Below are 13,858 nucleotides of genomic sequence, written 5' to 3' on the forward strand. Positions count from 1 at the left end.
CTCCTAGGCTGAACGCAGCGTGTCGCCGCTAAGCGCATCGCGAATACAGCTGGGTTGACGGCGGCCACCGAGGCGACCGGGCAAATAGTAGTTTACGGCGCCGGCAAAATACCGCTCGGCCTGTTGTTGGCTGCGAGCGGGCTCCAGTGATGCCGGGTTAGCGGAGGTAGACACCAAACATCCACCCACGGCCTTGCATAGGGCAGCGGTGAGGGGATGGTCAGTCACTCTTACCGCGACGCTGCTAAAGCGCCCCCTCACCCAACTGGGAGCAAAGCCTTCATCGGGAATCACCCAGGTATAGGGGCCGGGCCAGCTCTCTAATACCGCTTCGCGCCGCGAGGCAGGCAGCGGCGCCAACAATGTCTGAAGGCGATCGACGCTATCGGTAACCAGCAATAGACCTTTTTCGGGGTCGCGCCGCTTTAAGGTGCAAATCCGCGCCACCGCGGCGGCATTCTCTGGCACACATGCCAGCCCCCAGACAGCTTCGGTGGGGTGACAAACGACACCACCAGCACGCAGTAGGTCGGCAGCATAGCGCAATCGATAACGGGATAGTTCTGTCATGATAAGCAAGACCCTGCACAGGCAAAGGCCAGCAGTGGGGCGCCGGCAGCGGAAGACGCGGCAAAAGTACCCAAAGGCGAACGGCTTTGCAACTTAGCGGCAGCGTTGCCAACCACCGCTACACTGCTCAACCCAGCCCGCCAGCTCTAATTCGCCCAGCGCGCTGAGCAACTCCGTTACCGGCAGGGTGCTGCGCGCGGCCAGCTGGTCCAAAGTAAGCGGCGCAAATTCTAACAGCGCCAGCAGCGCAGGCGGCTCAGCCTCAGGACTCTCCAGTACGGCACCCACGAGCCCCGGTGGCAAGCAGGGGAGTTCTTCGACGATGTCCTCTAAGGTCTCGACCAACTTCGCCCCTTGGCGAATCAAGGCATTGCAGCCGCGACTGGCCGGACTGTGTATCGAGCCAGGCAGGGCAAATACCTCGCGGTTCTGCTCTAAGGCCTGGCGCGCAGTGATTAGCGAACCGCTTTTGATTGCCGCTTCAATCACCAATACCCCCAGGCTCATCCCACTGATAATACGATTTCGACGGGGGAATTGATGGGGCAGAGGCGGACTGCCCAGAGGGTACTCGGAAAGCACAAGCCCGCCCTCAACCATCGCGTCATAGAGCGCCTTGTTGCGTCGCGGATAGCAGATGTCCACTCCGCAACCCAACACCGCGACAGACGCTGCCGCTTCCTGCATGGCGCCGGTATGGGCCGCGCCATCGACCCCCATTGCCATACCGCTAACCACCGTAATGCCGTGCGCAGACAAGGCCTGGGCAAAGGCATGCGCATCTTGCTCGCCACGGCGACTGGGGCGACGACTCCCCACCACCGCAATCATAATGCTCTGCAGCAACTCTCGCCGCCCCCTCATAAACACGATTGGTGGTGGGTCGACAATCTCGCTTAGAAGCAAAGGGTAGTCTTCATCGGTCAGACAAACCAACTCGCAATGAGCGTGCTGCTCCGCCAGTGCGGCGAGGGCATTACTATCGCTTAATACCCCGGCAATACGGTCACGCATCGGCGCGCTGAGCAGCTGTTCACTGCGAGCCTCTTCGCCGTAGCGCTGCACGACAAACTGCTGAACCTCGTCCGCAGAAATTTCCGCCAAGCGACGGGGTTGTCCTGCCAGGCTCATTAAGGCGCGCAGTTGCGCAGGGGGGATGGTCAACTGCTGCTGAATCAGCAGCCAAAGAAGGGCATCTGCGTCCATGGTCTGCATCCTTGCCGACAATGGCCCGCGCAGCGCAAGGCTACGCGGGGGAGTAGTTAGGGGTTACGAACTTTGTCGCCAACCTTTAAGGTTTGCTCGGCCTTCAGGACCAGCGCATAGCTAACTTTATCGAACACGCGGAACACCATCAGGATTCCCGCGCGCACGTCTGGTGCCTGCAGGCGCTCGCCCGTCAGGGGATCGCGAACCATCACACCCGTGGTGTAAATCGCCATAACATCGCCTGCCTCGATCGCATTTCGCTCACCGAGGTTCAAGGTCACGACATCCATACTGCCAATTTGAGTTAAACCACCCTCGACAGCAATGATTGACCCGCGGGTGTCTTGGTCTGGGGCCTGCGGTTCAAAGCGCGCGGTGAGCTGGCGCGACTCCAGCGGTAAAAAGCGGTCGGCTCGGCGAATTTCTTGCGTGCTGCGATTCAGTGCCAGGGTGGAGATATCGCCCTCGGTATGCAGTAGGTGGGCGGTGCCGATGTCGATCGCCTCAACCCCCAACAGCTCGCGGCTGCGCGGATCCACATACACTTTACCCCGACGGTAAATGCCGAAATTTTTGGCATCCTCAAAGTCGCCGCGACCCAAAATTTCATCGCCGGCACCCGCGACGATATTGCCGCGCTTGCCCGCCAGCACATAGGGCGCTGACTCAAGCTCGCCCTCGTCGACAACGCGGCTGCGCGTTAAGAAGGGGGCAATCACGTCCAGGGGGATCGCGGGAATCGCATCGCTGACATCGGAAATCCGCATCTGCGGCGTCAATTTCACCACCGCGTCGCGCGGCTCAGGGTTGCGAACCAGTACCGGCTTGCCGTCCACCCACATCAACTTAAGCAGGTCGCCGGGGTAAATAAGATGAGGGTTTTCAACCTGGGGGTTGTAGTACCACAGCTCGGGCCACAGCCAGGGGTCATCGAGGAACATCGCCGAGATATCCCACAGGGTATCCCCTCGTTTCACCACGTAGGTTTGAGGGTGACCGGCTTTCAGTGACAAAACATCACCCGCATGGGCAGCGCTCAGTAGCGCACAAAACAGCAAGCCCAGCACAGTTTTTCTCATAACACTTTCCTTCAAGCGACCTCAGCAAGGGGGTAGCACCCCGGTCGTTCGCGACAATCAGGCATTTCCGCCGTTCTCACGGTATAATAGTCGGCCGTCGCGGCGACTGCATATTGTTATCGTTGTAAAAAGCAGAAGGCGTTGCCACCCTATCCGATACACGGCTCTGCAATTGCGAATACTCTTTATAGTAGCAATAGTTGGGCAACATACACGACAACTTGGTCACAATCATTTATGGCTGTACTAGAGATTCTCGAATTTCCCGATCCGCGCCTGCGCACCGTCGCCAAACCCGTGGAAAACGTCGACGACCGCATTCGCAAGATTATCGACGATATGTTCGACACCATGTACGAGGCGCCGGGCATCGGTCTGGCTGCCAGCCAGGTGGACATACACGAGCAGATCGTCGTCATTGACGTGAGCGAAGACCGCAGCGAACCGCTGGTGTTCATCAACCCCGAAATTACCGTTCTCGATGAAGAAATCTTCCAGTACGACGAGGGCTGCCTGTCTGTACCCGGCTTCTATGAGACCGTCGAGCGCCCCCGCCACGTTCGCGTGAAGGCCCTGGATCGCATCGGCGACCTTTTCGAAATTGAGCCCGAGGGACTGTTGGCGGTATGTATTCAGCATGAGAACGACCACCTGTTGGGCAAGTTATTTGTCGACTACCTGTCGCCGCTTAAGCGCAACCGCATTCGCGGAAAACTGGAAAAACAACACAAACGCAAGGCATAGGAGACGGCAGTGGCCGCCACTTCACAAAAGCTGGTATTTGCCGGCACCCCGGAATTTGCAGCGCAACATTTAAAGGCACTGCTGGACGACGGCCACCACGACATCGTTGCGGTATACACCCAACCTGACCGCCCAGCGGGCCGCGGTAAAAAGCCCCGCCCCAGCCCCGTTAAACAACTTGCCGAGCAAGCCGGAATCAGCGTTTACCAGCCGCTCAACTTTAAAGACCAGGCCGACCGCGACGCACTGGCCGCCCTCGGCGCCGACCTAATGATAGTGGTCGCCTATGGCCTGATCCTACCGCAAGCGGTATTGGATATACCGCGACTGGGCTGCGTAAATGTTCACGCCTCCCTGCTGCCACGCTGGCGCGGTGCCGCCCCCATCCAGCGGGCCATTGAAGCAGGCGACAGCGAGACCGGCGTTACCATTATGCAAATGGCAGCTGGCTTGGATACCGGCGACATGCTGCGCAAAGTGCACTGCGATATTGGCCCCCACGACACCAGCGCCAGCCTCCACAACCGCTTGGCTGAGATGGGTGGTCCGGCCCTGATAGACGCCATTAACCAGCTGGCCAGCGGCACCGCTCAGCCTGAAGTGCAGGATGACGCACTGAGTAATTACGCCGCCAAGATCGACAAGCAAGAGGGCGAGATCAACTGGCAGCGCAGTGCCGCTGAAATAGATCGTCAGATTCGCGCATTTATTCCCTTTCCCGTTTGCTACACCAGCGTCGGTGAAGACCGTTTGCGTGTATGGCAGGCGGAGCCTACCCGTGGCGAAGGTTCGCCGGGGGAAATACTCAGCTGTGACAAGCATGGCATCGTCGTCGCCTGTGGCGAGGGCGCCCTGCGACTTCTCTCACTGCAACTGCCCAATGCGCGCCAAATGGCTGTCGCCGATGTGCTCAATGGTCACGCGGCACGCTTCTCGGTAGGCACCGTCTTGGGTGCGGCATGAGCTGCCCTCGCGTTGCCGCGGCGCGCTGCCTCGTCGCCGTTGTCGATGGCCAGTCACTGAGCCGCCAAATTCCCCTGCAGGAAAAGTCGCTGCCGGAAAAGCAGCGACCACTTTATCGCGAGCTTTGCTACGGGACGCTGCGGCGCTACTGGCAGCTCGATGCCGCACTGAAGCCCTGCTTTAGCAAGGGCTTGAAGCGCAAAGACAGCGATATACGAATGCTGATTTACATCGGCGCCTATCAGTTATTTTTTACTCGCATTCCCCCACACGCCGCCATCAGCAGCGCCGTGGAAGCCTGTAAAACACTGAAAAAGAAATGGGCGGCCGGGCTGTGTAATGCCATTTTGCGCCGCTGCCAACGCGACGGCGAAGCACTGTTTAAAGACCTCCCCGCCGACGCGGCGAGCGCTCACCCCGCCTGGTTGTATAAGGCGATAACGCGCGCCTGGCCCGAGCAGGCCAACGCCGTGTTCGAGGCTAATAACACCCACCCGCCAATGTGCCTGCGTGTCAACCAACAGCAACATAGCCGTGACGCCTATTTGGCGAAACTAAGCGCCGCCGATATTGACGCCACCACCTGCCAATACGCGCCTATGGGCCTGCGCCTCAGCAGCCCCTGTGGTGTGGAAGCCCTACCCGAATTTTTTGCAGGCGCGGTGTCGGTACAAGATGAGGCCGCCCAGCTGTGTACCCGCTTACTCGAGCTGCAACCGGGCCAACGGGTACTCGATGCCTGCGCCGCCCCCGGCGGTAAAAGCGGCGCCATTTTGGAAACGGAACCGGCGCTACAGGAACTGGTAGCCCTGGATATTGATGAGGGGCGCTTAGAGCGCGTGGCCGACAATCTGCAGCGCCTGGACCTTCGCGCCCACTACCAAGTGGCGGATGCCGCCGACCCCCAAGCCTGGTGGGATAGCCAAGCCTTCGATCGCATTTTGCTTGATGCCCCCTGCAGCGCCACCGGTGTGTTGCGCCGCAACCCCGACATTCGCTTGCACCGTCGCGCCAGTGATATTCCCGAGTTGGTTAGCTTGCAGCGCCGCATTCTGGATGCCATGTGGCAGTGCCTGGCACCGGGTGGCATATTGGTTTACGCCACCTGCTCGGTACTGCCAGAAGAAAACGAGCAACAGATCGCGGACTTTTTGCAGCGCCACGACGACGCCCACAGTGCAGCATTGGATGTGGCGTGGGGCATAGATAGAAAAGTCGGTCGCCAGCTACTCCCTTCAAATGAGGGTGCCGATGGCTTCTTCTACGCTAAGCTAGTAAAAGCAGCGGCAACAGGGCATTAACCCTTGAGCCCGAGCGGCTAAACAACGCACAATTGGCGCATATTCTGCGGCGGCGACAAAACAGACATGAAAATCATTATTCTCGGTGCCGGCCAGGTCGGCGGCACACTGGCTGCCAACCTGGCCAGTGAGCACAACGATATTACCGTTGTCGACCAAGATCAGGATCGTTTGCGAGAGCTGCAAGACCGGCTGGATATCGGCACGGTGTGTGGCTCAGCCTCCCACCCGGACATACTCGACCGCGCCGGGGCCGAAGACGCGGATCTGCTGATCGCCGTGACCAGCAGCGACGAAATCAATATGGTCGCCTGCCAAGTTGCCGCAACGCTTTACCGCACACCGACGAAGATCTCGCGCATACGCTCTAGCTCCTATACCAGCCAGTCGAAATTGTTCGGCAGCGACGCCATTCCCATCGATGTTTTTATCAGCCCGGAAGAGCTGGTTTGCCGCTATATAAAACGTCTGCTGCAGTACCCCGGTGCCCTGCAGGTGCTGGACTTCGCCGACGGCAAGGTGCAATTGGTCGCCGTTAAGGCCTATTACGGCGGCCCGCTGGTTGGCAACGAGTTGGCGACAATCCGCGAGCACATGCCACAGATCGACACGCGTGTGGCGGCAATCTTCCGCCGCGGGAATGCCATTGTCCCCAGCGGTACAACCGTTGTTGAAGCCGGCGATGAAGTATTTTTTATCGCCGCCAAGAAGAACGTTATGCCGGTAATGAGCGAGCTGCGGCGGGTAGATACACGCTACAAGCGCCTGATTATTGCCGGCGGCGGCAATATTGGTGAGCGGCTGGCCAGCGCCGTAGAGAGCCGCTACAACGTTAAAATTATCGAGCGCAGCTACGATCGCTGCCGCACCCTGTCAGAGCAGTTGCGCAAGGCCATTGTGCTGCACGGCAGCGCCTCGGACCACGAGTTACTGGCCCAGGAAAATATCGAAGAAACCGATGTTTTTCTCGCGCTGACCAATGACGACGAGGCCAACATTATGTCGTCGCTGCTGGCCAAACGCATGGGCGCAAAAAAAGTCGTCACCCTGATCACCAATCCCGCCTATGTGGAGCTGGTGCAGGGCGGCGAGATCGATATTGCGATTTCCCCGCAGCAAATCACCATCGGCAGCCTGCTTACCCACGTTCGTCGCGGGGATATTTACAACGTTCACTCACTGCGGCGCGGCGCGGCGGAGGCGTTGGAAATTATTGCCCACGGTGACAGCCGCTCCTCCAAAGTAGTGGGCCGTCGGCTAGACGAAATAGACCTGCCCGAAGGCGTAACGATTGGCGCCATCGTTCGCGGCGACGAGGTGCTTATTGCCCACAGCCACCTGACGGTAGCCAGTGAAGACCACCTGATCCTGTTCCTGGTGGATAAAAGCAAAATTAAGGCGGTGGAAAAGCTATTCTCCGTCGGCTTCACCTTCTTCTAAACGAGACCGCGCATGCACCTGATCACGATAAGTCGCATTATCGGCATGTTGCTCATGGTATTTAGCCTGACCATGGCGTTGCCCGCGGCGCTGGCGGCGATCTATCAAGACGGTGCACTGCACGCCTTCGGTTACGCCTTTGCACTCACCTTTAGCGTCGGGCTGGTGCTGTGGCTGATCAGCCAGGGCAAGCAGCCCGACCTCGGCATTCGCGATGGTTTTTTGGTGGTGTCGCTATTCTGGACGGTACTGGGCGTTTTCGGTTCGCTGCCGTTCTTTCTGGCCGACAATCCGGGCCTGTCCTTCAGCGCGGCGGTATTTGAGTCGATCTCCGGGTTAACCACCACCGGGGCTACCGTGATTGTTGGGATCGATGAACTGCCGGTGTCGGTATTGTTCTATCGACAATTTCTCCAGTGGCTGGGGGGCATCGGTATCATCGTTATCGCCGTGGCGATCCTGCCGATACTCGGCATCGGGGGCATGCAGCTCTACCGCGCAGAAACACCCGGGCCGGTAAAAGATAACAAGCTAACGCCACGTATTACCGGCACCGCGAAAGTGCTGTTCCTGATGTATGTGGCGCTAACGGCAAGCTGCGGGCTGGCCTACTGGCTGGCGGGGATGACACCCTTTGATGCGATCTGCCACGCTTTCTCCACGGTGGCCATCGGCGGCTTTTCAACCCACGATGCCAGCATGGGCTTTTTCGACAGCCCGTTAATTTTGATGATTTGCAGCGTGTTCATGCTGTTGTCCGGCATGAGCTTTGCCATCCACTTCCACGCCTGGCGCGCGCGCAGCCCCCGCACCTATTTAATGGACTCCGAAACCAAGTTCTACCTTGGTGTAATGGCGACCGCCACGGTTTCTGTGTGCGGCTATCTATTATTGAGCGGCACCCAAGACTTGCCCGATAGCGTGGTGAACGGCATTTTCCACACCGTTTCTATAGCGACGACGACAGGGTTTGGCGCCGACGACTTCTCGGTGTGGCCCAGCTTCTTACCAATCGGCCTGTTGATGCTGTCGTTTATTGGTGGCTGCGCCGGTTCAACTGGCGGTGGTATGAAGGCGGTCAGGATCATGCTGGTCGCCAAACAGGGGATTCGAGAGCTCAAGCAGCTGATTCACCCCAGCGCCGTGATTCCATTGAAGATCGGTTCACAGCGCGTAGAGGCCAAGGTCGTCAGCGCCGTGTGGAGTTTTGTCGGCGTGTATTTGATCTCTTTTATGGGCATCACGCTGGCAATGATGGCCTGCGGCCTCGACTTCTTATCGGCGTTCTCGGCAACGGCCGCGTCGATCAATAATATGGGCCCTGGCCTCGGCGAAGTGGCCGCGAATTACAGCACTGTCAGCAACACCGGCAAATGGATTCTCTGCTATGCCATGTTGCTGGGACGACTGGAAATATTCACGCTGCTGGTATTGTTGTTACCGGCTTTTTGGCGCCGCTAATGTCCCGGCAAAAGTGGCAACAACGCTATGCCGACGCCAGGCTGCCTCAACCGCCGTGCTGGCTGCTCAATACCTACAGCCACTGGCTGCCCGACAGAGGCTATGGCCTGGATGTCGCCTGCGGCCTGGGTGGCAATGCGATGGCACTCGCCAGGGCTGGGCTGACGGTCGACGCCCTCGACTACGCAGACAACGCCGTAGACAAGCTCAACGACTATGCACGCCGTGAGCAGCTGTCGATTAGCGCCAAATGGGGAGACCTGGAATCGCAGGGCCTCAACGCTGAGCAGCGCTACGATGTTATTGTGGTGAGTTACTATTTGCACCGGCCGCTATTGGCTCAATTGGCTGACGCCCTCGCTCCCGGCGGACTATTGTTCTACCAAACCTTTAATTCGCGCCGCCCGGCGCTCCGCGGCCCAAGCAACCCGGATTTTTTGCTCGGCGAGGGCGAACTGAGCCGCGCCTACGCCGGCCTCGAAACACTGCTGCACCGCGAAGACCTCGACTTGCGAGGCCCCGAGCACGCGCTGCAGACCGGCTATATCGGCCGCAAACCCGCCACTATTCGCTAAGGCGCAATACCTCAACGGTCTTTTCGGCAATCTCGGCCTCCGTCCACGGGAATTTAATCCAGTTTTTGGCCGAGTAAGCTTCCGTCATATTTTGGTAGTAGGGCGACGCCGGATCGGTCGATTGCGAATAGGTGATAAAGCCTTCGGCCTTGGGCGTGCCCTCTGCGTCCCAGGTCACGGTCTGCACATAGCTGTTGCCATAGGTGACGTCATACGCACCATCTTGCAAGTCCCCTTCACTGCCGGCAATCGTGAATGAGCCTGCAAAACTCTCACCACCAACAATGGGAATGTCCTGCTCGTGGACACCTGATCGCTGTATATCCCGAATGGCGGCAGTCTCGCTCACCCCCGCACTTTGCAGCGCCTGCACAGCATCGGCAAAGGCCCGGGCAATATCCGGGTTCAGCACATTGAGACCCCGAGGGGTATTCACCGGATCGTCGGCCGAGAAGGGCGTGGTCCAGCGCAGCGCAGCGGGAATCGAGCTGGCGTTAACACCGCGCCAGAACTCGCGCCAAATATGACCGCCGACCGAATCAAGATTATTTTTACCATCCCAGGCCGACAGCACCGCACAGGCCTGGCTGATATCAACGGGTCCGCTGCTGCCAAGCAAGGTCGGCAACTGGCAGTAGCTATCCAACACCGCCTGCCGACCCAGCTCCGCCGAATACACAGCGCTATCGAGCGCCACGGTTTGCAGCAAGTCTGGCGTAAAACGGTTGCCCGGCAGCGCGTCACTGCCATCTAAACGACGCTGAACCTGCAGCATGCACAGTCGCGTGCGCAGCGTTCGCTCGGCACCTTCATCACCAATGATGGCAGCAAAGCCGGTCAGTGGCTGCGCCGGGTTGCTCAGCCAGTAACTGTCGTTGCAGTTATGAACCCAGTCATTGCGCTCCAGCGACGGCAAATTAGCGGGCCCGAAAATACCCGGCGCGGGCGCATCCGGGTCGGTATCCCATTCACAGGCTGCCCGCGACCCATCGAGTATGGGCAAACCCGGCAGCAGCGCCCCCAGCGCCGTTTGCAGCGGCTGGGCACCACAACTCTGCACCTTGCTGTCGGGCACATTAGGCACCACCGTAATATCGCCATAGTAGGCGGGCTTGCCCGGCCCTGTCGCCGTTGTATTCACCCACGGCACACCCAGCACACTGCCGTGTAAATCGACAAATTCCTCGTAACTTTGCGCGCGATTCCAGCGGAAGAACTGGTTGATTAGGCGGTTGTTCTCAGCGTTGGCATCGCGCAGGGTATAAGCCTTAGCAGGTGACCACTCCAACACCGGCACGCCGGAAACGGCCAGCTCAAGCATGGGACCGAAGTGCGAGCGGTACAAGGTTCGCGTTTCACTTCCCAAGGTACCGTCACCCTCGAGAATAGGGACGGTTATTTCGCTGGCTTCCATATCGCGAAGCTCCCCCTCATAGAAGTACTGAGTGGGATCAGCGGGATTCAGGGTAAGCTCGTAAAAAGTAAAGCGGTATGCGGTAGACACCGTGTGGCTCCAGGCAACATGTTGGTTGAAGCCAATTAACGCTGCCGGAACACCGTAAAGCGACGCCCCCATAATCTCGGCATCGGGCAGTTGCATATGCGCCAGATACAAGCGTTCAGTGCCCTCCCAGGGAAAGTGAGGATTCACTAACAGCATGGATTCATCGGTGCTGGCCTCGGCGCCCAAGGCATACATATTGCTGGCAAAAGGCTGCTCACCTGCCAGCGGCATCTCAGAGGGGTCTAGCGCAGAGATTGCAGGAATGCTGACCGGTAGTGGCAGGTTATCGGGGGAGGGTGGCGCGGCATTGGCCACCTCGCTCACAAATACCGACGACGACGCCAAAATAGACAAGCGGAAATAGCGGCGGTAGAGGTCATCAACGCTGATTTCCGTCAGCCACGCGGCATCGCGACAGGCGAGGTGGCGGCCACTGTGTTCGCCCGACTTCAGCTCCCGCAGGTAGCGGTTGTAACCGGCAACAAAGCCGCGGGTTGCCTCGACGACCTCTGGATCGCTGTTTGCTTTGATCGGCGCAATCGCGTCATCAGTCGCCACCGCCCGCCAAAAGAAGTCCGAGTCGACATTCGACGCCGTCGAGCCGTTAGGAATAATGGTATAGCTGCCGTCGCGACCGAGGTATTGGGCGCGCTCACCGCGAATGGTCATCAAGTCCTCGGCCAGCACGCAAATATTGTCCTGCGCATGCACATAGCCGTAGCCATAACCCATGCTGGCGTAATTGTCGGCCTTAATGTGGGGAATGCCGTTCTCGCTGCGCCTCACTTCAACATCGTATTGCTTCGCCTCGCCCTGGCCACCCCCGGAGCTACTGCCGCTACTTCCGCCGCCGCAGGCAGTGAGCAGAACCACGGCGCTCAGTACGGCGCCTTTCATAATTTGATGGGAGTGAATCATCCTTAGCCTCGTTTACAGCAGATTTATCGTTATTGGGCGACACTAATACCCTATTATCAATAAATGCGCCATTGCAAGGAAGGACAGTCAGCAACAATGCTGGCGAAAATGGCCCTTGCCTGCCATCATAGCGCCGTAATCTGACACAAAAGATGGACTATGGCTTACGCGCAACTCGCCCTAGCACTCGCCAGCTCGGCCTCCTTAGCAGCCGCAAGCCTGTTACTGCCTGAAAATCGCTACGATTCGGCGGTATTAGCCCTGGCCATCTTCACGATGAGTATGCTGTGTTTCCTGATCGCCTTTAGCGGCAAGCTGGACGCACTGCGCGCACGACTCGGCCGCAGCCAGGAGAAAGAGCAGCAATTGCAGGCCCTGTTGGATCACAGCCCCGCCGCATTGATTTTGCTCAACAAGCACTTTCGGCCCATCTACACCAACCAGAAGTTTCACAGCCTCAGCGGCATCAGTGATGACAGCGTTCCGGACACCGCCGACATAGAGCGACTGCTATCGCTGATTTCCGAGGAAACGCGCCAACGCATTCGCAGCACAATTGAGCAAGGCCGAAGCTGGGAGGGCGAGCTACATATTCAGCTCGCCGACCGCGAGGAATATGTTGCCGCGGTGGCCTCGGCGACCAAAGACGAACAGGGCAATATAGAACACTATATATTCAGCTGTGAGGATATTTCTGAGAACAAGGCGATCGCCAACCGGCTTTTTGTTCGCGAACACTACAGCGTGTTAACCGGCTTGCCCAATCGCCAGCTGGCATTAAAAAATCTGCAGCGCACCATTGAACAGCAGGGCGAGGACGCCAGCGGGTTTGCCATTTTGCACCTCGACCTCGACCGAATCCGCTTTATAAACGACTCGCTGGGCCACCACGTGGTGGATCGCCTATTTCGCGAGACAGCCGAGCGCCTGCGACGCTGTATCAACGACGAACAGCTACTCGCTCACTTGGGCGCCGACGAATTCTTGATCATTCTCGGCGAGGGCAGCTGCAGTGATGAAGCCAGTATTTTCGCCGAAACCGTGCTGAGCAAGGTGAGTGAGCGCTACCTGATAGACACCAATGAGATTAACGTCTCAGCCAGTATTGGTATCAGCCAGTATCCCGACCACGGCCGCGACGCCGAAACCCTGTTACGCAGAGCCGAGGCGGCAATGTTTGCGGCGAAGGGCAAAGGCGGCAACCAATTCTCTTTCTATCAAGCGGGTATGAGCAGCCAGGCCGAATACCGGCTGGAAACAGAGTCGCAACTGCGCCGCGCAATAGAGCGCGATGAATTTAAGCTGCACTTTCAACCTGTTATCGAGCTTGGCAGCAACCGCCTGGTTGCCGCGGAGGTGCTGCTGCGCTGGCACAATAACGAACTGCGCAACCCCGGCCCGGATCAGTTTATCTCCGTTGCAGAAGAGTGCGGCATGATTGGCATGATCGGCGAGTGGGTGATGATCAACGCCTGCCAACAGGCAATGCGGTGGCGGCGCGCCGGGCTGCCCGAGATTAACATTGCTGTGAATATCTCTGCGCGGCAGTTTGAAGAGTCCGAGATTGTCGATACGGTGCGGCGCGCCCTGCAGCAATCGGGTCTGCCGGCACGGCAGTTGGAACTCGAGATCACCGAAGGCCTGTTGATCAACGATACACCCAATCTCCGCCAGTGCTTCCAGGAATTGAAGGCGCTCGGCGTTCGCCTGTCGCTGGATGATTTCGGCACCGGCTACGCTTCGCTCAGCTACTTGAAGCGCTACCCCTTCGATATTCTAAAAATCGATCGCAGCTTTGTTCACGATATCGACCAAAGCCAAGATAGCGTCACGCTGGTAAACGCCATTATTGCGATGGCGCACAGCTTCGGCATGTCGGTTATTGCCGAGGGTGTCGAAAACCTGCAACAGCGACGCCTGCTAAAAGATCATCACTGCGACATGGTACAGGGCTTCCTCTACACCCCCGCGCTAAATGCCGAAGCCTTCTCAGACTGGGCTAAACGCTACGCCGACGTCCACGAAGCTCAGCATATTTAAGACAGCTCTGATTAATTCGGTAATGGCTCAGCGGAGCCTCTCGCGTGCACTGGC

At 58.4% G+C, this 13,858-nt stretch carries 11 protein-coding genes; 7 read left to right on the forward strand and 4 right to left on the reverse strand.

Features of this window, described 5'->3' with window-relative positions; genetic code table 11:
* Positions 1-3: 3 nt before the first annotated feature.
* The 3 genes from ABNS66_RS07475 to ABNS66_RS07485 all read right to left on the reverse strand — a co-directional run bounded on the left by ABNS66_RS07475 (position 4) and on the right by ABNS66_RS07485 (position 2,858).
* A complete protein-coding gene (locus ABNS66_RS07475) occupies positions 4-570 on the reverse strand; it encodes a Sua5/YciO/YrdC/YwlC family protein (RefSeq protein WP_286839954.1) in 567 nt (188 codons plus the stop codon).
* A 93-nt stretch (positions 571-663) separates the two neighbouring features.
* Positions 664-1,776, reverse strand: a complete 1,113-nt coding sequence (gene dprA, locus ABNS66_RS07480) for a DNA-processing protein DprA (RefSeq protein WP_286839953.1) — start codon at positions 1,774-1,776, stop codon at positions 664-666.
* A gap of 56 nt (positions 1,777-1,832) precedes the next feature.
* A complete protein-coding gene (locus tag ABNS66_RS07485; protein WP_286695308.1) occupies positions 1,833-2,858 on the reverse strand; it encodes a LysM domain-containing protein in 1,026 nt (341 codons plus the stop codon).
* A 237-nt stretch (positions 2,859-3,095) separates the two neighbouring features.
* Between ABNS66_RS07485 and def the strand changes: the two genes are divergently transcribed.
* The 6 genes from def to ABNS66_RS07515 all read left to right on the forward strand — a co-directional run bounded on the left by def (position 3,096) and on the right by ABNS66_RS07515 (position 9,342).
* Positions 3,096-3,602, forward strand: coding sequence for a peptide deformylase (def, locus tag ABNS66_RS07490; RefSeq protein ID WP_286839950.1), 507 nt, complete (start codon positions 3,096-3,098; stop codon positions 3,600-3,602).
* 9 nt (positions 3,603-3,611) lie between these two features.
* Positions 3,612-4,565 carry a methionyl-tRNA formyltransferase gene (gene fmt / locus ABNS66_RS07495; protein ID WP_286839948.1) on the forward strand — a complete coding sequence of 318 codons (954 nt, stop codon included), beginning with the start codon at positions 3,612-3,614 and terminating at the stop codon, positions 4,563-4,565.
* Positions 4,562-5,866 (forward strand): 16S rRNA (cytosine(967)-C(5))-methyltransferase RsmB, encoded by a 1,305-nt coding sequence (rsmB, locus tag ABNS66_RS07500; protein ID WP_348655295.1) that lies wholly within the window; start codon positions 4,562-4,564, stop codon positions 5,864-5,866. Before fmt ends, rsmB begins: the two co-directional genes overlap by 4 nt.
* Before the next feature lie 66 nt (positions 5,867-5,932).
* The gene (gene trkA, locus ABNS66_RS07505) at positions 5,933-7,306 is read left to right on the forward strand and encodes a Trk system potassium transporter TrkA (RefSeq protein WP_204994908.1); all 1,374 of its coding nucleotides are present in this window, start codon (positions 5,933-5,935) and stop codon (positions 7,304-7,306) included.
* A 12-nt stretch (positions 7,307-7,318) separates the two neighbouring features.
* Positions 7,319-8,767, forward strand: a complete 1,449-nt coding sequence (locus ABNS66_RS07510; RefSeq protein ID WP_204994909.1) for a TrkH family potassium uptake protein — start codon at positions 7,319-7,321, stop codon at positions 8,765-8,767.
* The gene (locus ABNS66_RS07515; RefSeq protein WP_348655296.1) at positions 8,767-9,342 is read left to right on the forward strand and encodes a class I SAM-dependent methyltransferase; all 576 of its coding nucleotides are present in this window, start codon (positions 8,767-8,769) and stop codon (positions 9,340-9,342) included. Before ABNS66_RS07510 ends, ABNS66_RS07515 begins: the two co-directional genes overlap by 1 nt.
* Here the strand turns inward: ABNS66_RS07515 and ABNS66_RS07520 are convergent.
* Entirely contained in the window at positions 9,332-11,764 is a 2,433-nt protein-coding gene (locus ABNS66_RS07520; RefSeq protein WP_286837363.1) for a penicillin acylase family protein, read from the reverse strand. The genes ABNS66_RS07515 and ABNS66_RS07520 overlap by 11 nt on opposite strands.
* A gap of 159 nt (positions 11,765-11,923) precedes the next feature.
* On the opposite strand from ABNS66_RS07520, the gene ABNS66_RS07525 reads away from it, so the two are divergent.
* Positions 11,924-13,804, forward strand: a complete 1,881-nt coding sequence (locus ABNS66_RS07525; RefSeq protein ID WP_286695313.1) for a bifunctional diguanylate cyclase/phosphodiesterase — start codon at positions 11,924-11,926, stop codon at positions 13,802-13,804.
* Positions 13,805-13,858 lie beyond the last annotated feature (54 nt).

The sequence above is a fragment of the uncultured Spongiibacter sp. genome (genome assembly GCF_964011655.1).
GTDB lineage: Bacteria > Pseudomonadota > Gammaproteobacteria > Pseudomonadales > Spongiibacteraceae > Spongiibacter > Spongiibacter marinus.